Here is a 21,987-nt window from a genome sequence, read left to right on the forward strand (position 1 = left end):
TATAAACTCCTCTCATATGTGCGGAATTTTGTTGGACAACGTACATCCCATAGGTTGTCTACATTTTATAGTATAGAGCACTTTTTACTATAAATGAAATGAGATGATTGTGTGCCTTTTATAAATCGTTTTACGACAACAGTACCTGGTGCCGTCACGTTCACTGGGAATACGCTGGGACTTAGCCCTACATCACCTGCACCAGGTAATATTTTTGGTACACTTGCTGTGTTTACGACAGTAAATACAGCGCTACAAGTACCAGGATTCCCAGCAGGGACAACAGATGAATGGCAATTGAATTCTTCAAGTGCAATTTTAAATCTTCCAGCGGGAAGCAGTGTGTTATATGCAGAATTAGTTTGGGCTGGTACTTTCCGGACTGATACGGAAGATGTGTTACCATTTTTAAATGATAACATTACATTTACAACGCCAGCAGGAACGTTTTCTGTTACGCCAGATCCTGTTACCGCGCAGCAAGGTTCAGTAGGAAATCAGTTTTATTATGCTCGCTCTGCCAATGTAACGAATCTTGTTAGTGCAGGTGGAGCAGGAACATATACAACGGGTGCTGTGCCAGCTGCAAGAACTTCAGCCGACCCAACAATCAGTCGTTCAGCTGGATGGACGCTTGAGGTTGTGTATCAAAATGCCAGTTTACCACTTCGAAATTTGTCAGTATATGCAGGTCAAGAAATTATTGATGCTTCATCACCACCAGTTGATGCTACTATTTCAGGATTTGCTACTCCAGCTACAGGAGCTGTAACAGGACGAGTGCTCGTAACTGCTCAAGAAGGTGATTCTAACATTGTTGGAGATCAACTTCGCTTTGGACCGAATGCAAATGCTACAGTTGCATTATCCGGCCCGAGAAACCCCGCAAATAATTTCTTTCAGTCACAAATTTGTAACGACATTGGAGAGTTAGATACCACTGGAACGTTTGGAGATTTGAATCAGCCTTTAGGGATAGCTTTAGCCGTTCGAAGACAAGGGTGGGATATTACAAATGTAAATGCCTCTGCATCATTAGTAAATAATCAAACGTCAGCAACGGTTCGATTCGTTACTAATGGAGATGGATATGCTGCAGCTGGTTTTGGGGTTCAAATTGATGCAACGGGGCCAATTATTAATCCTGTTAAATCGGTCAATAGAACAGTTGCAGGAGTTGGAGATATTCTTACCTACACAATTACAGTTCCTAATACAGGTACAGGAAGCGCAGAAAATGTTATATTACAAGACAGTATTCCGAACGGAACGACGTTTGTTACAGGTAGTGTAACAGTAGGTGGAGTAACACAGCCGAATGCGAACCCTGCTAATGGAATTAATTTAGGCACACTCCCAAATAACACGCAAAGAGTTGTTACATTTCAAGTGCGAATAACATCGTTCCCAAACCCAAATCCTATTTCAAATCGTGCAATGGTGTCATATCAATTCCGTCCTTTTGTAGGTAGTCCACCTATTACTAGTATGTCTTCTTCAAATACAGTACAAACGACAGTGAATCAAGCAACTATAAGTATGCAAAAATCTGTAGATTTACAGACCGCAACAATTAATGATGTATTAACGTACACAGTTAATGTCACAAATAATGGAAACGTTACTGCAAACAATGTTCTTTTTGTTGATAGTATACCTGCTGGAACAACATTTGTCGCAAATAGCGTTACAGTGAATGGCGTAGCACGTCCAGGAGCGAATCCAGCAAGTAGTATTAATCTAGGAAGTATTAATGCTTCGCAAACGACTGTAGTGCGCTTTCAAGTTCGAGTAACATCTAATCCTCTTGTCAATCCAATTCCCAATCGTGCAAGTGCAACATTTACCTTTACTCCAGTTCCTGGTCAACAACCAGTTTCAGGGCAAGCGACAAGTAATACTGTAGTTACGACTATCAATATAGCTGATATAAGAACGAGAAAAACAGTGGATAGAGCTTTTGCGACAGTGAATGACGTTCTTACGTACACTGTTACAATTGAAAATACAGGAAATGTACTTGCGACGAACGTTATTTTTCAAGATCCGATTCCAATTGGAACGACATTTATCGCAAATAGTGTGACTGTGGACGGGGTTTTACAACCTGGGGCAAATCCAGCGACTGGGTTTACGGTAGCCAATATATCTCCTGCTGGAAGTAGGACTGTTACATTTCAAGTACGAGTAACATCTACGCCGTCAGGCGGTACGATTGCGAATCGCGGAAATGTGTCTGCTAATTTCGTCGTTATTCCGAACCAGCCGCCAGTGACGATTAATAGACTAACGAATACGGTTGTGACACAAGTTAATACAGGAAGTTTAAATGTAATAAAAGAAGTGAATACAACACAAGCGGCAGTAGGGGACACTTTAACATATACCATTGCCGTTCAAAATACAGGAAACGTTCCGTTAACAAATGTGGTTTTCCAAGACGCCATTTCTACCGCTGTCTCATTTGTTGCAAATTCTGTAACAATTAATGGAGTAACACAAAGTGGATTGAATCCGAATACTGGATTTCCTCTTCCTAATATTCCTGCGGCTCAAACAGTTGTAGTCACATTTGACGTATTAATTGTACAGGATCCAGAAAATGAAGATATTTTAAATCAAGCAAATGTAACAGCAAGTTTTCAAGTGAATCCGAGTGAACCACCCGTAACAATCAATGTTCCGAGTAATATTGTGAATACAACTGTACAATCAGGGAACTTTGAAGTTGTGAAATCAGTGAATACGGATGTTGCAACGGTAGGGGATGTTTTAGTATATACAATTGAAATCATAAATGCAGGTAGTGTACCAGCTACAAATGTATTTTTCCAAGATTCAATTCCGCAAGGGACATTATTTATTGAAAACAGTGTATTTGTTAATGGTGTTTTACAAGAAGGAGTAGATCCAGAACTTGGATTCCCATTAAATGATTTGCCTACTGGCACGAATCTAATTGTTACGTTTGAAGTGTTAATTGATGAAATTCCCCAAGGAAATAATGTTGTAAATAATGCGAATGTCACTGGAGATTTCCTTGTAAATCCAACAGAGCCACCAATTACTGTGACGGTTCCAAGTAATACTGTTATGACAGTTGTGAATTCCTCAGGGCTAAATGTAATGAAGAGTGTAAGTGCTACTGAAGCAGGTGTAGGAGATACACTAACATATACAGTTGCTATACAAAATAGTGGAACGGTAGTAGCGACAAATGTATCATTCCTTGATCCGATTCCATCTGGAACAACGTTTGTAGCGAATAGTGTAACAATAAACGGGACACCTCAACCAGGTTTAAACCCAACAACTGGATTTCCACTTGCTAATATTCCAGTAGGAGGTATGGTGACGGTCACTTTTCAAGTGACAATCACGAGTGTACCACCAAATAGGGCGCTTCCGAATAATGCAAATGTCACTGCCGATTTTCAAGTAAGCCCGTTGCAGCCGCCAATTACAATTGTAACAATTAGTAATACCGTTGTGACACGAGTGAATGTAGGATCAATTAATGTAATAAAAAGTGTAAATACACCACAAGCAGGTGTAGGAGATACGTTAACGTATATGATTCTTATTCAAAATACAGGAACTGTTTCTGCAACGAATATTGTTTTTCAAGATCCAATTCCGTCTGGTACTGCCTTTGTAGCAAATAGTGTGACGATAAATGGAGTCGTACAGCAAGGCGCGGATCCTATGGCAGGTTTCCCGGTACCAAATATTCCGGTCGGGCAAACGGCTACGATTACGTTTCAAGTTACAGTGACGAGTGTTCCGAGCGGTGGAAATATAAGAAACCAATCGAACGTTACTGCAAGTTTTCTTATAAATCCAGCAAACCCTCCAATAACGACTGTTACAAATAGTAATTTTGTAGTGACGCAAGTAAACACAGCACAGTTAAATATACAAAAATCTTCATCTGTACAACAAGCAGCACTTGGAGAAACTTACACGTATTCTGTTGCCATTCGAAATAACGGTACAGTAACAGCAACGAATGTCTCTTTTATTGATCCAATTGCGTTAGAAACAACATTTGTAGCAAATAGTGTAACGATAAATGGAACGCCACAACCTGGATTTGACCCAAATGTTGGTTTCCCACTTCCTAATATTGTAGCTGGAACATCCTTGACAGTAACGTTCCAAGTTACGGTAGTTGCACCGTCTACACGTGGAGCAGTATTAAATACAGCATCTGCTACAGCCACTTTCTTATTAAATCCTTTACAACCACCTGTAACAACAACGAACTCAAGTAATACAACGGTAGTTACAATCCCATTACCTCCTCCTGGTGAAGTAACAGCAACAAAAACAGTTGATGTTGCAACTGGGGCTGTTGGGGATGTATTAACGTATACTGTGCTAATAACGAATGTAGGGATTATCCCTGTTACAGATGTGTTCTTCCAAGATGTCATTCCAGAAGGAACAACATTTGTCGCAAATAGTGTAACGATAGGTGGAGTGCAGCAACTTGGTTTAAATCCAGAAATAGGATTTGCAGTTACGCCATTATTAATTGCTGGTGGAAGTATTGAGGTAACATTCCAAGTGACGATTACAGAAATTCCAGATAATGAAGTCATATTAAATGATGCAGACGTTACATTTACTTCACAACCAAATCCGCAGGAACCACCGATTACGGAAACGATATTAACGAATTTAGTCGTTACGACAATTAATATAGCTTCGATTTTTCCATTGAAACTAGTAGATAAAGAAGTAGCGACTGTAGGAGAAATATTAACGTATGATGTATTGATTTTTAATTTCGGAACAGTGCCAGCGATGAATGTTCAATTTATCGATACTACTTCCACCGGTGTAGCATTTGTACCAGGAAGCGTGAGCATAAACGGGGTACCAGCACCAGGATTAGATCCTTTCATTGGTTTTACAGTTCCAGATATACCTGTAGATGATTTTGTACTCGTCACATATCAGGAAGTGGTTACAAGCATACCAGAAGGTGGAACGATTGTTAACTTTGTAGACGTTACAGCTACTTTTTCTGTAAGTGAAACAGAACCGCCTATTACGGAAACAACGACAAGTAATACGACATTAACAGAAATCAATGAGCCTGGTTTGAATGTTTTAAAATCAGTAAGTCAGCCGGTTGTTGCAGTAGGCGATACAATCACATATACAACAGTTGTTCAAAATACAGGGACAGTGCCAGCAACGAATGTTCAATATAGTGATGTATTACCTTCCTCTATAGCATTCGTGCCGAACAGTGTAACGATAGACGGTGTGTTACAACCTGGATTCAATCCGAATAATGGATTCCCGCTTCCAGATATAAATCCAGGTGAAAGTGTAGAAGTCACATTCCAAGTAACTGTTGTTAGTGTGCCAACAAACGGAACAATTGCCAATACGGCAAATGTAACGGGAAGTTTTGTATTAGTACCAGGAGAACCACCAGTTATAGTAAACCAACCGAGTAATACAACGCTTACAACTGTAAATAGAGGGCAATTTAATGTTATTAAACAAGTAAATAGGGTTGCTACTCTCGTTGGAGATATATTAACGTATACGATTCAAATAACGAATACAGGAACAGTAACAGCTAATGATGTTCAGTTTGTTGATACCATTTCAGCAGGGGCGTCATTTGTACCAAATAGTGTAACGATAAATGGAGCCCCGCAACCAAACTTAAATCCGATTACTGGATTTGGAGTTGGAGATATACCGGTAGGTGAAACAGTTATAGTGACGTTTCAAGCGACAGTTACAAACATCCCGTCATCAGGAACAATTACGAACGTTGCAAATATAACAGGAAGCTTTACTTTAGTGCCAGGAGAGCCACCGGTTGTAGTAACAGAGCCGAGTAATACGACGATAACTAGAGTGAATAGAGGACGATTCAGCGTTATAAAATCTGTAAATAAAGAAGCGACACGATTAGGAGATACGTTAACGTATAGTGTGCAAGTTACAAATACGGGAACGGTAACAGCAACGAATGTTCAGTTTATCGATGTTCCATCACCTAGTTTAGAATTCGTTCCTGGAAGTGTACAAATAAATGGGATTCCGCAAGTAGGTTTAGATCCATTTGTAGGCTTTGCATTGCCTGATCTTGCAGTAGGGGATAGCGTATTAATTACATTTGAAGTAAATGTAATCGCAGTTCCGCCTTCTAGTAGCATTATGAATACAGCAAGAGTAACGGGTGATTTCGAATTGATTCCAGGAGAACCTCCGTCTACAATTACAAATTCAAGTAATACGACGGTTACGCCGGTAAATAGAGGCAGCTTAGATATGCTAAAAGAAGTAGATCATTCAGTTGTTGGCGTAGGAGAAAAGGTAACGTATACTGTTCGTATATTAAATACTGGTACTGCTGATGCAATGAATGTTCAATTTATCGATGTGCTATCTCAGGAAGCTGATTTCGTCCCAAATAGTGTAACGATAAATGGGGTTCCGCAACCGGGGTTAAATCCGCAGATTGGATTTACGATACCTGATATACCAGTTGGTGAGACGGCACTTGTAACATATGAAGCTACGATTACAAGTTTTCCGGATGGTGGAACAGTAGTAAACGTTGCTGGAGCGTTAGCAGAATATATTTTAGTACCAGGAGAGCCGCCAGTTACAGTGATGGACACGAGCAATACAGTTATTGTAACGGTAAATACTGCAATCTTATTTGTTGCAAAAGGAGCAAACTTTGAAGTAGCAATGATAGGGGATGTTGTCACTTACGGAATCGCTGTTATAAATGATAGTACAGTTCCTGTGACCAATATTGTGTTAACAGATATCATTGATCCGAATACGCTATTTATAAATGGTACGGTAACGGTAAATGATGTACCTCTTCCATTTGCTAATCCGAATACTGGTATTCCGTTAGGTGATTTTCAGCCAAATGATGCAGCAATTATTAATTTCCAAGTTGTAATAACAGGAGGGCAAGTAAATAATTTAGTTACAAATACTGCTACAGCGAATGGGCTCGCAACTGTAAATCCGAATGAGCCGCCAGTAGTAGTTGAAGGTGATAGTAATACAGTTGTTATCCCGTTTATTCCTCAAAATGTCTCAACGACAGTCGTAAAAACGGCAGATTTACAGGCAGCAACAATTGGAGATGTCATTACGTTTACGACAGTCATCACAAATACGGGTGATACTGTAATGCAAAATATTCGTTTTCAAGATATGTTAGATAGTAGTGTTCGATTTGTTCCTGGAAGTGTAACGGTTGATAATACGCCAGTGCCGAATGTAAGCCCGGCAGTAGGGTTTCTTATCGGAAGTTTAAATCCTGGTGAAGCAAGGACAGTTTCGTTCCAAGTAGCAGTACAGAGCGCGCCAAATGGTTCAGGAAATTATATAAATCAAGCGAGTATTCGTTTTGAACATCAAGTAGGCACAGTATTGCCACCTGTTACACAAATAGTAGAAAGTAACATAGTTGTCATTCCATTTGTTCCAACGATTGAACAAATTTGCGAAACAAACTTTAATTGCTTAGATAAAATTCCATTTCAATGTTCTCCGTGTAATCATTTGCAAATAAATAAAAAATAAATAAAAAATAAATACAGAAAGAGCATCCTTTTTTCCGGATGCTCTTTCTGTATTTATCATGTAGATTCTTTTTCGGGCGAGGTGAAAAATTCGTCGATTTTGTCGGAGAGTAGTAATGGAATGGCTCCTTTTATAACAGAAATGTCCCAGTCCCACCATGCGAGATTCTCTAGTTTGTCAATCGTTTCTTGCGGGAAACGATATCGAACAAATTTTGCAGGATTACCAGCTACAATTGCATACGGGGGTACGTCTTTTGTAACAACGCTTCTGGCGCCGATAATGGCCCCGTTACCAATTGTAACACCAGATAAAATGCAGGATTGATAACCAATCCATACATCATTGCCGACTACGATATCACCTTTTGAAGAAGGGTGACCAGTAATATGTGCTCCTTCATCAAAAAGTGCATTAAATGGATAAGTTGTTATCCAGTCTGCGCGATGTTCACCGCCAAGTATGAAAACGACTTCTTCTGCTAATGAACAAAACTTACCTATTTTTAATTTTGTTTCATCGTTCCAAGAAAAAATGGTTGGCCCTACTTTACTATAAGTATAATCACCAATATCATATTTATTATATTCAGGTTTTTGATTTAAATATAACACGCTTCTTCAGCCTCCTTTCTCAATTAAGCGATACGTATGGAATATTATATGCAAGATGTAGTAATGTGAACTGTATTTATAGGTGAAATGAACAAAAGGGAGTGGGATGTATGCGATACGAAATGGGTTTATATAATAAACCGTTTCAGTCAATTCAATCAGGAAAAAAAGTATATGAAGTACGCCTATACGATGAAAAACGTCAACTAATAAACAAAGGCGATGAAATCGTATTTACGAATCTTACGACAACAGAAATGATGACGGTAAAAGTAACGGAAATAAAGCGATACGAGAGCTTTAAAGCTATGTATGAACAAATCGATAAAAAATTATTGGATTGTGAAAATGATAGTTTAGAGGAAATGTTAGAAAGTACATACAAAATATATACGAAAGAACAAGAAAAAGAGTGGGAAACAGTCGCGATTCGAATTGAGGTAATAACATGATAAGAAATCGCGGGGCGGCTATCATTGTACAGGAAGGAAAAATCGCTCTTATAAAACGTATTCGAGAAGAGGAAACATATTATGTTTTTCCTGGAGGAGGGATTGAGGAAGGTGAAACGCCTGAAGAAGCAACGAAAAGAGAGGTATACGAAGAATTAGGGGTACATATAAAAGTGGAGCACCTTATTGCAAAGGTAAAATATAAAGGAAATGAATATTATTATGCTGCCTATATTACAGGCGGAGTGTTCGGAAACGGAACAGCTGAGGAATTTCAGCGGGAAGGTAGAGGAAGTTATATTCCGTTATGGATACCGATAAAAGAGTTGGAAAAAGTGAATATAAAACCTTATGAAGTAGTCGGAAATATATTTAATCATTATAAAATATAACGTCTGACAACATACAAAAAAAACCATTGACATAGGCTTCTGATTTAAGTATTGTATTCGAGTATGTTTATAATCAGGAGGTTTATATGAGCAATCAAACTACTACACATCATGTGAAAATGACAACAGCGGATCCATCTGGAATTGGTCTATTTGGATTAGCGATGGTAACACTTGTAGCATCATCTCAAAAGTTAGGCTTAACAGATGGCGTTTCACTTGTATTACCATGGGCAATCTTTTTAGGAGGATTTGCACAAATCTTTGCTTGCATTCACGATGCAAAGCATAACAATACATTCGGTACGACAGCATTTGGTGCGTACGGCCTATTTTGGTTAGGTGTTGGAATGACTTGGTTAATTCAACTTGGAGTATTTGGCGAAAAATTAGCACAAGCTGCAGATTCAAAACAGCTTGGTGTAGCCTTTATCGGATATTTGATTTTCACAATCTTTATGACGATTGGTGCAATGGAAACACATAAAGTATTATTTATGATCTTCGTCCTTATTGATTTCTTATTTATTGGTCTTTCATTAAGTACTTTAGGTGTTATGCCGCACGCAATGCATAATTTAGCAGCATATTCTGAACTTCTTATTTCATTATTATCGTTCTATGGTTCAGCAGCAGCAGTGTTAAATACACACTTCGGAAAAGTTGTTTTACCAGTAGGAAAGCCTTTTGGTATTTTTAAAAAGTAATAAAAAAGCACAGATGATTGTATAGTCATCTGTGCTTTTTTATTTATCCCGCTATTTGCCGAGCAGTAAGACCCCCACCTCAAAATTCAGCGGAAGCAAAGAAGTTAGGTGGGGGCCCTGCTGCCCGTAAAAGTCCGATTGGTTCAACTAATAATGAGTGGGGGATGAACAAACCTCCCACTCATTAAAGTTTCACTTTATTTGAAATAAGTAATGTGAAATGTAAATAAAAGTAGAAAAAATCAATTGAAATTGATTATCATTATTAATATAATGAGAATGAGAATCATTCATTGTTAGAGGGGGATGCCAAAGTGGCAAAAATTTTAATCGCTTATGCAAGTATGTCAGGAAATACAGAGAGTATTGCTGATTTAATTAAAGTTAGTTTAGATGCTTTTGATCATGAAGTAGTATTGCAAGAAATGGAAGGCATGGATGCTGAAGAATTATTAGCTTATGATGGAATCATTTTAGGATCTTATACGTGGGGCGATGGTGAATTACCATTTGAAGCGGAAGATTTTCATGAGGACTTAGAAAATATAGATTTAGCTGGGAAAAAGGTAGCGGTATTCGGATCAGGTGATACGGCGTATGAACTATTTTGTGAAGCGGTAACGATATTTGAAGAGCGTCTTGTAGAACGCGGTGCAGAGCTTGTACAAGAAGGGCTGAAAATTGAATTAGCTCCAGAAGATGAAGAGGATGTTGAAAAATGCAGTAATTTTGCAATTGCATTTGCTGAGAAGTTCTAAGAATGGGAGTGTCAACGTGGAGACAATGTTAAGTGCAACTGCTATTACAAAGTTAAGAGATGGAAAACTGTTGTTAGCTACTACATATAATGGCTTATTTATTGAACAAGACGGAGAATGGAAACGAATTTTAAATGGTTTTCAAAAACGAATTAGGGATTTACATAGCGAAGATAATGTAGTTTATGGTGTAGGTGACGAAGGGATTTTTATTCGTAGTATGAATGGTGGAGAGAACTGGACAATTCAGCGTTTTCCAACAAAAGCAACGAGTTGGAATGTATGTAGCAATGTACAAGGAACTGTCATTGCTCATGGAGAAAAAACGCTGTATCTTTCTAATAATTTCGGTTCGACATGGGAGACTATTCATCCGTTTCTTGAGTATGGCAGTGCGGCACCGTCTATTCGATCGTTATTTTTATATAAGCATTACTTATTTATTGGTACGAAAATACATGCTAAATATGGTGGTGTTTGGCTCTTTGATTTGAAGACACGTAAATTAAAGAGGATTAAAATTACGATGAATCAAATGATCTCCGCGTTGACTTTACACAATTCTTATTTAGTAGCGGCAAGTGGATCGTGCAAGGGAGTTAGCGGGAATATTTCTTATTGTAAAATAGATGAAAGTATTGCGAGTGAAAAAATATATTGGCATACATGTCAAAGTGAGCAGAAAGCAAGTAGTTATTTAGACTTAAGTGTAGATCAACATGTTTTATATACAACTTCAACACAAAATAAGGCGGGTATTAGTAGTGTGTGCCGTGTGCTTCTTGACGAAGGTATTGTTACAGTATGTGATTCAGTTAAAGGGCACGGATGGCGCATTGTTAATCAAAAAGATGGTTATGTAGTAGCCGGATCAGGCGAATTAAAAGCAATGCAGTGGGAACAAAAAATAATTTAAGAAAAAAACTTTACTTTTATTATATTGATATGATATAGTATGTTTAAACCATTTTACTTTTAATAATATAGAGATTTAAATGAGCTGTAACTTCCGAGGAGGATAGCAATGTTAAATCTCCTCAGGGGTTGCAGTTTTTTAATATCTGGCTTATTATTGTAAGGTGGTTGAAAATGAATATGTACATATAGGTACATTGTAGGAGGATTTTTTTCATGCAAAACGGTAAAGTAAAATGGTTTAACTCAGAAAAAGGTTTCGGTTTCATCGAAGTTGAAGGCGGAGAAGATGTATTCGTTCATTTCTCAGCTATCCAAGGCGAAGGCTTCAAAACTTTAGAAGAAGGTCAAGAAGTTACTTTCGAAGTAGAACAAGGTAACCGTGGACCTCAAGCTACTAACGTAAACAAGAAGTAATTTTTGAAAAAAGAAGGGCTCGCCCTTCTTTTTTTTGCATTTTTATAGATGTCCTCCTACTTACATATCATAACAAGACTGAATTTTCATTTATTTATTCGGAGTATTTTTGTATAAAGTACATGAATAAATAAATACTGAAAATAGAGTGTTTGTGTGAAAAGGAATTTAGAAAGAGGTAAATAAATTGAAAAACGCTACACATTTTATTGTGTTTGATATTGAGAGGAATTTCAGACCGTATAAATCAGAAGATCCGTCAGAAATAGTTGATATCGGAGCTGTAAAAATAGAAATAGGTACAATGAAGATAATTGAAGAGTTTTCGGAGTTAGTAAAACCAAGTGCACGATTAACTCGTCATACGACAAAATTGACTGGAATTACAAAGGAAGATTTAATTGGTGTAGAAAAATTCCCTCAAATTATAGAGAAATTTATTCAGTTCATCGGCGAAGATTGTATATTTGTTTCATGGGGAAAAGAAGATTATCGCTTTCTATCTCATGATTGTGCATTACATGGTGTTGAATGCCCAAGTATAGAAAAAGAAAATAGAATTGATTTGCAAAAATTTGTTTTCCAAGCGTATGAAGAATTATTTGAACATACGCCAAGTTTACAATTTGCAGTAGAACAGCTCGGTTTAACATGGGAAGGGAAACAGCACCGTGCTCTAGCAGATGCTGAGAATACAGCAAATATACTTCTTAAAGTATATAGCGAGAGAGATATTCATAAACGATACAAAAGACATGGCGAACTGGAACTTGTAAAGGACGGGAAACTAACGGAAAAAGCGAAAAAAAAGATGCGAAAATGGGTGTTTAAAGAACTAAAGAAAAATACAGAACGCTCTTTTGAATGGAGTACATTTGAAAGTAGTGACACGTGGGAAAGTATTACGGAAAGATATTATATAAGTGAAAATACAGTAGAACTGCTGAAAAAACATTTTCGTACGGCAGTGCGAAAAGCAGAACGGCAGATTAAGTATTTGGCTGAGATGGAGGAGAATGTAGAGGTTAAATGACATTCTCCTCTATTTCTAACTACATAAATTTAAATTCATCGTATTAAATAGCAATTAATTTGTTGCTGTAATTGAGCAGTCATTATTGCTTTGAAATTTAGGGCGTTAGTTAGAATGTTAATCTGTTGAGGAGTAGTTAATTTTTCAAATCCTTTTGCATGTGCAAAGAAATGTTGTAGGAATTTTTTCTTCTCTTCAGTTAATCTTTTATGATTTCCTATTGGAAGACCTGCGCATTTATATAAAAATTGTTTAGTATTACTTTTTAACTTTAAATCACTAATCCAATTCATAGTTTTTTCAGTGGTATGGCTGTTTATGTAGTTTTTTGGAACGGTTACTCTATAATTGTAATCCCGTAAATCGTTTTTAGTAAAACCTGTCTGTTTTAAAACTTGTAATAGAGGGAAATGATTTTCCTCAAGTTTATTTAAAATAAATTGTCTATTGGTTTTATTAGAATCGCCTTTGTTATGAAGTCTACGAAGTATTTTGAGGTATTGTGAAGGTTTTTCTGTAAAATCTTCAATAATACAGGGGATTTGTTTTATATGTGGATTATTAGTTATGAAATTGTAACAATCGTATTTTCCAACTAAAATGTATTCATCTTTTAGAGGATGCTTTTCGACTGGTAAGAGTAAATCAAATATATCAAGATATTCAATAGTACTGTTCATTTTTTTAGAATAAGATTTTGTAATGTGTGGATTATACAATAGACTTATTTTTTCAATAGGAATCATGCTAACTTCAGTTAAAGAATGAGGATTATGGTAAATGATCATATGTATTTACCTCCTTAAATCAAATATATAGCATTAGAAAGTTGTCTTATGATAGCAATAGGAAAATACGTGATTAATGTGAAAAACCCTACCTCTATAAAAGAGGTAGGTTTTTTTGCAGTTGTTCTATTCAATTCCCTCTGGACTATAGCTATACTGCTGCTTATTCTCAATCCGCTCAATCACATCTTGCAGCTCATCTGGCTTCAGAAACTCAATAGGAGAGAAGCCTTTTTCAAACGTAAGTGTGTCTGCTTCAATCATAAGTACATATCGGTCATTTACCTTCGCAATATGTATTTGATCCCCGAAATCAGCAAGCAGGGCCTTCACAGAGATATGATCTGCTTTTAGTTTTAATTCCACTTCAGGAGCGTGCTCGACGATTTGAGCGGTTGCTTCCATTACTTCTTCGGTTGAAAATTGTTCCATAATTTCGCGTTTCGGACTGGCAGCCCATACTTCCATCGCTTGGTCGAATTGTTCGCGTTCTTCCGTACCTTCTTCAAATACATCTTCAATTTGGTCGTATACCATGTCCATTACTTGTGTTTTCATAATTTCAGGAATAGAGCGTTCATATTCGACGAATTTTAAGAAGTCTTCAAAGTAGCGGGCATGTGATGCTTGGTGTATTTTTAGTTCGCCTACTTCAACCATACCTTCTTCAGGCATGTACGGATATTGGATAGATTTCATATTCTTTGTTGTGATGGCCATTTCAACGTTACGAATCAGTGTTGATTCATCAGAAATAGAAGCAACCTTGGGCTCGAAGTCGCATTTCATTACGAATACGAATGGATCATCAAAGTATTTGCGTAGTTTTGCCTGAGCAATTAAAAATACACCACCGCGTACAGCGCTTGTGTCAAGATATGTATAAACGAGAGGTTCGCTCATATCTTTGAAGTTTTCTTTTGTTTCTGCAAAGCGAATACGATTAAAAAGGTTGTAATGAGGGTTTGAATCAAGTTCGTGCCCTTCCTCTACAATAAAGCGACCAATTTTTGTTGGGGCTTGTTCTGTTTTTGCATGACGTTCTACTTTTCGCTTCGATATTTTTAATAACTCACCATTCAAAAATTCTTTTAAGGAGCTATCTTCATATTCTTCAGCGTCTAAAGTTTGAAAATGTTTGTAGCGTTTATCAACTGCTTCACCTTTTCCTTCTACTTGTACAACATAAAAGGAAAGATAATTTATTTCAAAATCCATATTTATCACCTTGTTTCATTTCATTAACTCTTATCAGTATAGAGATGGAAAAAACTTTCGTCAATTTATATAAGGAAGGGGGAGCCCCTTCCTTATATAAATTTTATTTTCTCGATTAAAATCCGTCTTCTAATGCTGCGAATGGAATGTTTAGTCTGTTTTCTACTGTGCGTAAACGTTGGTTTAAGCGGTTTAGTCTACGTGTATGGCGCTCAACTGTATTTTCTAGTTGACGTACTCTTTGTTCAAGCTCATTTACGCGTCTTTCTAATTGACGATTTCCAGTGCCAGGAAAAGAGATTGGAAGTTGGAATTGTCTATTTTGGTCATATGGATTCGTTTGCTCTGCTTGATCTATATAAGATTGATATTGTGCTTGTAAGTCATACTGTGGTTGTTGGTACGCATATTGATTATATGGATCATATGGATTGTAGGGATACATAATAACATCCTCCATTTCTTTAAAATAGGTTGAATTCACCATAATGTATGTGCAAAAGCGGAGCGGTGGCACGGCAAATACCTATTTATGTTGATGGGATTTCTCTTTATCCCGCATTAACGGGCAGTAAGACCCCCACTGATTAAAGTTTCATTTTATAAAAAATAGCTTGAGGGTTTTTGATTTGTATTTCTTTTGCTTAATGGTATATACTGGATAAAAGGGAGAGTTTACATAAAAGTTACAATTCTATCAAACTCAAACTTTTATGTAAATATGTATAGACATTTGTAAAAGAAAAGAGTAATTTATATAGAGTGAAAAATAACTTGTAACATTTTATAAACATATTGTAAAATGATTGTAACAAAACATACATAAAAATGAAATAAATACATAATAGTGATGTTGGGGAAAGGGAGAGAGTATATTGTTCCGTAAAGTAAAGGGTATATTAGTTGGGGTGTTATGTGTAGCTGTAGTGAGTGGCTGTGGTACAAAAGTAAGTGATGTTGCATTGGTAAGTGATATTGGTGGGCACACTGTAGAGGCTAAAGCAGAAGTACAGGATACTATTAGTTTAGTTGATGGTCGAACTGGTACTGAAGTGAAAAAATTAGATTTATCTGGTTTAGGCTATTTTGAAGATGAAGCGAAATTTAAAAAGTCTGTAACAAAGGTTGTTGGTGAGGTTGGAAAAAGCGTCGACAAAAAAATGGTTCCTTCACGTATAGCACCTGATGGAAGTTGGCAAGAAGGAAAACCTTCTTATGAATTAATGGAAAAAGAATTAGTAGATAAATTGTTAAATGTTGGTATGTGGGATGCTACGTATCAGTTGCCGATCGTGGAGAAAAAACCAGTCGCAACATTAAGTGATGCGCAAGGAAATGGTACGGTAATTGGTAGATATGAAACGAACTTAGGCGGTTCAACAGGTGGCCGTATTGAGAATATTCGTTTGTCAGCAGCGAGCATAAATGGAGTTGTGTTAGCAAAAGGAGACCGTTTCTCTTTTAATTCATTAATCGGTGATACAACACCAGACAAAGGATATCAATTAGGGAAAGAAATAGTTGATGGTAAATTAGTAGATGGATACGGTGGTGGTGTTTGCCAAACATCTTCAACTTTATACAATGCAGCAGATCAAGCTGGCCTGAAAATGGTGGAGAGAACTACACATTCTAAAACGGTAGGTTATGTTCCTCAAGGAAGAGATGCTACAATTGCATATCCATATTTAGATTTAGTATTTGAAAATACGAATGATGCACCTGTGAAGCTTTATATGGGCATTCAGGGTGGAAAGCTAGTTGCTGAAGTACATAAAATGAGATAAGTATAATACCTTTATAAAAAAGCCATTATTTCTAAGTTTGATAGAATTAATGGCTTTTTTGTGCAATCAATATTACACCTCAAGATATAATGAATAGGAGTAAGACAGTCTAAAAAAAGCATTGAATTTAATTCGTAGTTTTCTTATTGACATTATTAGTAATGAGGTGTATTCTTCATAATAACAACTAAATAAATGGAAAAATTTATTGGTTTTCTTATCAAGAGAGATGGAGGGGCTGGCCCGATGAAATCTCAGCAACAGGCTATATCAAAGTACTGTGCTAACTCCAGCGAACGCAATAGGCGTTTGAAAGATGAGGAGAAATGGATTCACATTTAACTCTTCTTATATGCGTAAGAAGAGTTTTTTGTTTAGAGAGGGGGGATAGAGTGAAGTTTGATCTAACGTATTTTTTAGAAAGTTTTCCGCAATTATTTAAATATGTATACATAACTTTAGGGATTACTGTAGTTTCAATGATTATTTCCTTCTTTATAGGCATCGGCTTGGCGATCATAACGAAAAATAAAACGAAATATTTATATTCAATTGCAAGAGTGTATATCTCTTTCTTTAGAGGAACCCCGTTATTAGTTCAATTGTTTGTTTTATATTTCGGATTACCACAAATCTTTCCGACATTTACAGTGCTTACAGCTATGCAAGCAACTTTAATTGGCCTAAGTTTAAATAATGCTGCTTATTTATCAGAGATTATTCGAGGTTCATTAAATGCTGTGGAATCAGGGCAAATGGATGCCTGTTTATCAGTTGGAATGACAAAGGCGCAAGCGATGCGACAAATTATTTTTCCGCAAGCTATTCGTGTCGCAGTACCGTCACTTGGAAATAATTTTGTTGGATTGTTAAAAGAATCTTCGTTATCTTTTGCACTTGGGGTGGCTGAAATCTTAGCACAAGCGAAAATGCTAGCGGCACAATCATATCGTTATATGGAAAGTTATTTAGCGGTAGCGATAGTATATTGGATTATTACAATCGTAATTAGCTGGGGACAGAAAAAGTTAGAAAAGAAACTTGATGCACCATATTTGTAACAGAAATGAGGTGATATATATGATTGAGATAAGAGATTTGTATAAGTCTTACAAACATAATGAAGTACTAAAAGGAATTTCACTAACTGTAAATAAAGGAGAAGTAGTAGTCATTATTGGACCTTCTGGTTCGGGGAAATCGACATTATTAAGGTGTTTAAACTTATTAGAACAACCGAATGATGGCAGTATTAGAATTGAAGATTTAGAGATTCATGCAAAGAAACTTTACAAAAAAGAAATAATACAATTGCGTCAAAAAACGGCAATGGTTTTTCAAAATTATAATTTATTTAAAAATAAAACAGCATTGCAAAATATTACAACGGCATTAACGGTTGTACAGAAAAAAAGTGAAGAAGAGGCAAAGGGAATAGCGAGAGAAATATTAAAACAAGTAGGCTTAGCTGATAAAGAAGATTTTTATCCAACAATGTTATCAGGAGGGCAACAGCAAAGGATAGGGATTGCTAGGGCAATGGCTTTAAATCCCGCAGTATTATTGTTTGATGAACCGACTTCCGCACTTGATCCAGAATTAGTGAATGAGGTATTGCAAGTTATTAAAGACTTGGCAAGACAGCACATAACGATGGTTGTTGTTACACATGAAATGAATTTTGCAAAAGAGGTGGCGGATCGCGTTATATTTATGGCTGATGGCATTATTGTAGATCAGGGAACGCCAGAAGAAATTTTCCGAAATCCACAAAATGAACGTACGAAAAAGTTTTTACGACAATTGAATGCTTCAGAAGAAGGCAATCATTTCGTTATTTAGGAGGAAGAATTGTGAGGAAATCATCATTATTACTAACATTAGCATTAACAGTATCAGTTGGACTTTTATCAGCTTGTGGTTCAAATACAGCAAGCGAAAAAACAAATGAAAAAGTAGTAAAAGTTGGGACATCTGCCGGTCGTAGTCCATTTATTTTTAAAGAGGGTGAGAAAGTAAAAGGCTTTGATGCTGAAATTATTGAAGCGGCTGCTAAAAAGGCTGGGTATAAAGTAGAATGGAATGTTTCTGATTTTGAGGGCTTATTTGGCTTATTAGATTCAGGACGAATTGATACAATTGCAAATGAACTATCAGTTTCTCCGGAAAGAAAAAAGAAATATGATTTTTCAATTCCGTACGTGTATTCTGGCTCTGTATTCGCGGTGAAGAAAGATAATCATACCATTAAATCGCTAGAAGATTTAAAAGGTAAGACTGTAGGTGTTGGGCTTGGTACAGCTGGAGAGCAAGAATTAAAAGCATTAAATAAAAATAATGCTTTTACAATTAAAACGTTCTCAGAGGATCCGACAGCAGAATTGAATGAAGTAGGACTTGGACGCGTCGATGCCTATTATAATGATAAAGTTCAAGTGGAAACAACTATAACAAAGGCGAAATTAGACAACGTCAAAATAGGATTTGGTCCACTTGAATGGGGAGAGATTGCATTTCCATTTGCAAAAAAGAGTGAAAAGTTAGAAGATATAAATAAAGCATTGAAAGAATTAGAGCAAGATGGCACATTAAGTGACATATCGAAAAAATGGCTAAAAGTTGATGCTACGAAAAAACAAAATTAAGGTGTATTCGTTGAATGGAGTTATCGCCTATCAACTGATATAAAAAATTAGAGAAAACTAGAGAGGAAGTTATTCATGGTACAAATTCATCCGAAAACACGTATTGGTCATGTTGAATTTAAAGTGAAAGATTTAGAGCGTCAAATTGCTTTTTATGAGAATGTTGTAGGATTAGAGGTAATTAAGCAAGAGGGGAATAAAGCATATTTAGCAGGAAAAGGTAGTAAGAATACATTACTTGTTCTTGAAAAGTTAGAGGACGGGGTACTGCAAGAACCGCGTACGACTGGTATATATCATGTAGCCTTTTTAGTTCCGACTCGTGAAGCTTTTGCTTCTGCGCTATTTGGGGTTCTTCGTAATAAGAATGTAATTGACAGCCCGGCTGAACAAGAAGAGCGTTATACATATTCAAATGAAATTTTACCAATTTCAAGGTTTAATAGTGCAAGTGATCATACATATAGCGAAGCGTTTTATTTACAAGATTTAGAGGGGAATGGTATTGAAATTTATGCAGACCGTCCGCGTGATCAATGGGGAGAAGGACCAGGAGGAAGTACGCCACTAGATTTAAAAGAGCTGGCAACACTCGTTGATTATGAGGCTGATGGATTACCTGCTAATACTGTCGTTGGGCACGTACATTTACGAATAGCTGATGTAGAGAAATCACACGAGTTTTATGTAGAGACAGTAGGGTTTGAAGTGCAACAACGTGAAGATGACTGCTTATTCATTTCTGCAGGAGGATATCATCACCATATCGGTGCAAATACGTGGAACGGAGTAAATAATCCACACCCACCAGTACATGCAACTGGACTAAAGGTATATGCGATTGTATTACCGCATAAAGAAGCGTTAGATGAAGTGAAAGAAAGATTAATAGAAAAACAACATGAAATAAATGAAACTACAAATGGGTTTGCGGTAGTAGATCCAAGTGGTATTACAGTGCAGTTTGAAATAGAAACAGTGTAAAAGAAGCGAGAAAGTGTATAATCACTTTCTCGCTTCTTTGTGATCATTCATAGCTCAATCCAATATCTTCTTACTACATTCCCATCTTCCTCAGTGAAATCATCATCACGAAGCCCGCCGTTATGTAAAATCGTTTTTTCAGAAGCGGTATTCACTGCGTCGCAAACGACAAGTACTTTCGTGATGTCTAATTCCTTCGTTTTTTCTAATGATAATGCTAGTAATTTCGTAGCATAACCTTTTCTTCTTTCAGAAGGGCGAATTCCATAACCGATATGACCGCCAGCGTTAAATAGATGTTCAGTTAAACGATGACGTATATTAACAGCGCCGACAATTCTATTATTATCTGTAACGAGCCAATATGTAGAATCTGGTACCCAAGTTTCAGGGATATTTATTCCGTTATGCGCATCGAGAAGTTCTTGAACCATAGCTGGGAAGTTGGCAGGATTTTTTGTGATAACCCACGGGATCATTGTTTCACCGCTATCTTTCCATTCGTTATAGAAATCTAAGTATTCTTCTTGTAAATCAGTAGTAGGTGTAAGTAATGAGACGTTCATTGTTAGTAAGCTCCTTTAGTTATGTAGTTTTTATAAAAATTATGACACAAAATGAAAGCGTTTTCTAAATTTCTCAACCTAATTTTATGTAATTCACCTTTGTTTTTTTAGAAAACTAGTGGAGGTTTAAAATTAGAAGTTATTTATTTTATGTTAATATTTAAAATATTAACATAAAACGGTCGGATTATTAAGTTTATTTCAGTGGTATTCTTTCGTATCGATAAATGGATGTTTGTGATAATTTTTGTTTTATCTATCTATAATGAATGAAAGGGGGAAGTGCCCGTGAGTGTAGATTTTGATTTTATTATACGAATCGGTGTTGCTGGCTTGTTAGGAGCAATGATTGGTATTGAAAGAGAAATTCGATCGAAAGAAGCTGGATTAAAGACTCATTTTCTCGTAGCGGTAGGAAGTGCGTTAATAATGGTTGTTTCAAAATATGCCTTTTCAGATATTGTGTTTGAAGAGCATACGTCTCTAGACCCAAGTCGGATTGCAGCACAAGTCGTTAGTGGAGTTGGTTTTTTAGGTGCAGGCACAATTATTATTCAAAAGCAGGTGGTGAAAGGATTAACGACCGCGGCGGGTTTATGGGCTACTGCCGGCATAGGATTAGCAATTGGAGCGGGAATGTATGTAGTAGGCATTGGAGCGACGATTCTCGTTTTAATTGGTTTAGAAATTGTAAGTCGTATTTTTAAGGTGCAATTTTTATTTCCACAAAATATAACAGTGCAAATGTTTGTAAATAAACATGAAGCGGTACAACAAATATTAGAAACACTACAAGTGAAAGGCATCCCAATACTCTCATATGAGGTGGAAGCTTCACAGCAAGGTACAGAAACTGTTTATAAGGTAAGGATGCAGCTGAAAAATATATCGTCAGAAGAAAAGAATGCGTTTATTCAGCATATACAAACATTACCGGAAGTTACGTTTATAAAGTTAAAATCATAGTGTTGAAAACGAGGATAGATGTAGCAGGAAATTCGCTATTATCTATCTTTTTTTTGATATAAAACGCACATAAAGTCAAGTGCGAATTTTGCGCAGCAAGGATACATATGTGAACGTTCCCTTATTTTTTCTCAATACAGGACAAAAAGTAAAAATAGTAA

At 36.6% G+C, this 21,987-nt stretch carries 19 protein-coding genes and 1 riboswitch; of the genes, 14 read left to right on the top strand and 5 right to left on the bottom strand.

Going from position 1 to position 21,987, the window contains the following annotated elements:
• The first annotated feature begins 111 nt into the window (after positions 1 to 111).
• A complete protein-coding gene (locus C4S65_RS03015) occupies positions 112 to 7,584 on the top strand; it encodes a DUF11 domain-containing protein (protein WP_086407533.1) in 7,473 nt (2,490 codons plus the stop codon).
• A gap of 56 nt (positions 7,585 to 7,640) precedes the next feature.
• On the opposite strand, the gene C4S65_RS03020 is transcribed toward C4S65_RS03015, so the two are convergent.
• Positions 7,641 to 8,198, bottom strand: a complete 558-nt coding sequence (locus C4S65_RS03020; RefSeq protein ID WP_000966307.1) for a CatB-related O-acetyltransferase — start codon at positions 8,196 to 8,198, stop codon at positions 7,641 to 7,643.
• A 110-nt stretch (positions 8,199 to 8,308) separates the two neighbouring features.
• Here C4S65_RS03020 and C4S65_RS03025 point away from each other — a divergent pair, with 110 nt between their 5' ends.
• The 7 genes from C4S65_RS03025 to C4S65_RS03060 all read left to right on the top strand — a co-directional run bounded on the left by C4S65_RS03025 (position 8,309) and on the right by C4S65_RS03060 (position 12,872).
• On the top strand, positions 8,309 to 8,650 hold the full coding sequence (locus tag C4S65_RS03025; RefSeq protein ID WP_086407532.1) for an ASCH domain-containing protein: 342 nt from the start codon (positions 8,309 to 8,311) through the stop codon (positions 8,648 to 8,650).
• Positions 8,647 to 9,042 carry an NUDIX domain-containing protein gene (locus C4S65_RS03030; RefSeq protein WP_000620828.1) on the top strand — a complete coding sequence of 132 codons (396 nt, stop codon included), beginning with the start codon at positions 8,647 to 8,649 and terminating at the stop codon, positions 9,040 to 9,042. Before C4S65_RS03025 ends, C4S65_RS03030 begins: the two co-directional genes overlap by 4 nt.
• A gap of 86 nt (positions 9,043 to 9,128) precedes the next feature.
• On the top strand, positions 9,129 to 9,749 hold the full coding sequence (locus tag C4S65_RS03035; protein ID WP_000070938.1) for a GPR1/FUN34/YaaH family transporter: 621 nt from the start codon (positions 9,129 to 9,131) through the stop codon (positions 9,747 to 9,749).
• 314 nt (positions 9,750 to 10,063) lie between these two features.
• Entirely contained in the window at positions 10,064 to 10,507 is a 444-nt protein-coding gene (locus C4S65_RS03045) for a flavodoxin (protein ID WP_001062758.1), read from the top strand.
• A gap of 16 nt (positions 10,508 to 10,523) precedes the next feature.
• Positions 10,524 to 11,423, top strand: a complete 900-nt coding sequence (locus C4S65_RS03050) for a hypothetical protein (RefSeq protein ID WP_000449490.1) — start codon at positions 10,524 to 10,526, stop codon at positions 11,421 to 11,423.
• A gap of 215 nt (positions 11,424 to 11,638) precedes the next feature.
• On the top strand, positions 11,639 to 11,839 hold the full coding sequence (gene cspB / locus C4S65_RS03055) for a cold shock-like protein CspB (RefSeq protein ID WP_001179150.1): 201 nt from the start codon (positions 11,639 to 11,641) through the stop codon (positions 11,837 to 11,839).
• Between the two features lie 187 nt (positions 11,840 to 12,026).
• Positions 12,027 to 12,872 (top strand): exonuclease, encoded by an 846-nt coding sequence (locus tag C4S65_RS03060; RefSeq protein ID WP_000786411.1) that lies wholly within the window; start codon positions 12,027 to 12,029, stop codon positions 12,870 to 12,872.
• A gap of 35 nt (positions 12,873 to 12,907) precedes the next feature.
• On the opposite strand, the gene C4S65_RS03065 is transcribed toward C4S65_RS03060, so the two are convergent.
• The 3 genes from C4S65_RS03065 to C4S65_RS03075 form a co-directional block, all read right to left on the bottom strand.
• The gene (locus C4S65_RS03065) at positions 12,908 to 13,660 is read right to left on the bottom strand and encodes a hypothetical protein (protein WP_061665756.1); all 753 of its coding nucleotides are present in this window, start codon (positions 13,658 to 13,660) and stop codon (positions 12,908 to 12,910) included.
• A gap of 126 nt (positions 13,661 to 13,786) precedes the next feature.
• Positions 13,787 to 14,878, bottom strand: a complete 1,092-nt coding sequence (locus C4S65_RS03070; protein WP_061665755.1) for a DUF3900 domain-containing protein — start codon at positions 14,876 to 14,878, stop codon at positions 13,787 to 13,789.
• A 115-nt stretch (positions 14,879 to 14,993) separates the two neighbouring features.
• A complete protein-coding gene (locus tag C4S65_RS03075; protein ID WP_000283711.1) occupies positions 14,994 to 15,323 on the bottom strand; it encodes a hypothetical protein in 330 nt (109 codons plus the stop codon).
• A 430-nt stretch (positions 15,324 to 15,753) separates the two neighbouring features.
• On the opposite strand from C4S65_RS03075, the gene C4S65_RS03080 reads away from it, so the two are divergent.
• From C4S65_RS03080 to C4S65_RS03100, 5 genes are all read left to right on the top strand, one after another.
• A complete protein-coding gene (locus C4S65_RS03080) occupies positions 15,754 to 16,665 on the top strand; it encodes a VanW family protein (protein ID WP_000488994.1) in 912 nt (303 codons plus the stop codon).
• 214 nt (positions 16,666 to 16,879) lie between these two features.
• Positions 16,880 to 16,988, top strand: a riboswitch (SAM riboswitch).
• Positions 16,989 to 17,057: 69 nt separating this feature from the next.
• A complete protein-coding gene (locus C4S65_RS03085) occupies positions 17,058 to 17,726 on the top strand; it encodes an amino acid ABC transporter permease (protein WP_086407530.1) in 669 nt (222 codons plus the stop codon).
• 19 nt (positions 17,727 to 17,745) lie between these two features.
• A complete protein-coding gene (locus tag C4S65_RS03090; protein ID WP_000570166.1) occupies positions 17,746 to 18,507 on the top strand; it encodes an amino acid ABC transporter ATP-binding protein in 762 nt (253 codons plus the stop codon).
• A gap of 11 nt (positions 18,508 to 18,518) precedes the next feature.
• On the top strand, positions 18,519 to 19,310 hold the full coding sequence (locus C4S65_RS03095) for an amino acid ABC transporter substrate-binding protein (RefSeq protein WP_001232344.1): 792 nt from the start codon (positions 18,519 to 18,521) through the stop codon (positions 19,308 to 19,310).
• A 75-nt stretch (positions 19,311 to 19,385) separates the two neighbouring features.
• Complete coding sequence (locus tag C4S65_RS03100; RefSeq protein WP_061665754.1) at positions 19,386 to 20,294, top strand: VOC family protein; 909 nt, start codon at positions 19,386 to 19,388, stop codon at positions 20,292 to 20,294.
• Positions 20,295 to 20,341: 47 nt separating this feature from the next.
• On the opposite strand, the gene C4S65_RS03105 is transcribed toward C4S65_RS03100, so the two are convergent.
• Positions 20,342 to 20,860: a GNAT family N-acetyltransferase gene (locus C4S65_RS03105; RefSeq protein WP_061665753.1), complete on the bottom strand. Its 519-nt coding sequence runs from the start codon at positions 20,858 to 20,860 to the stop codon at positions 20,342 to 20,344.
• Between the two features lie 288 nt (positions 20,861 to 21,148).
• Between C4S65_RS03105 and C4S65_RS03110 the strand changes: the two genes are divergently transcribed.
• Positions 21,149 to 21,826, top strand: coding sequence for an MgtC/SapB family protein (locus C4S65_RS03110; protein WP_000109723.1), 678 nt, complete (start codon positions 21,149 to 21,151; stop codon positions 21,824 to 21,826).
• The last annotated feature ends 161 nt before the right edge of the window (positions 21,827 to 21,987 follow it).

This window comes from Bacillus sp. ok061 (assembly GCF_900108285.1).
In the GTDB taxonomy this organism is placed as follows: Bacteria; Bacillota; Bacilli; order Bacillales; family Bacillaceae_G; genus Bacillus_A; species Bacillus_A thuringiensis_S.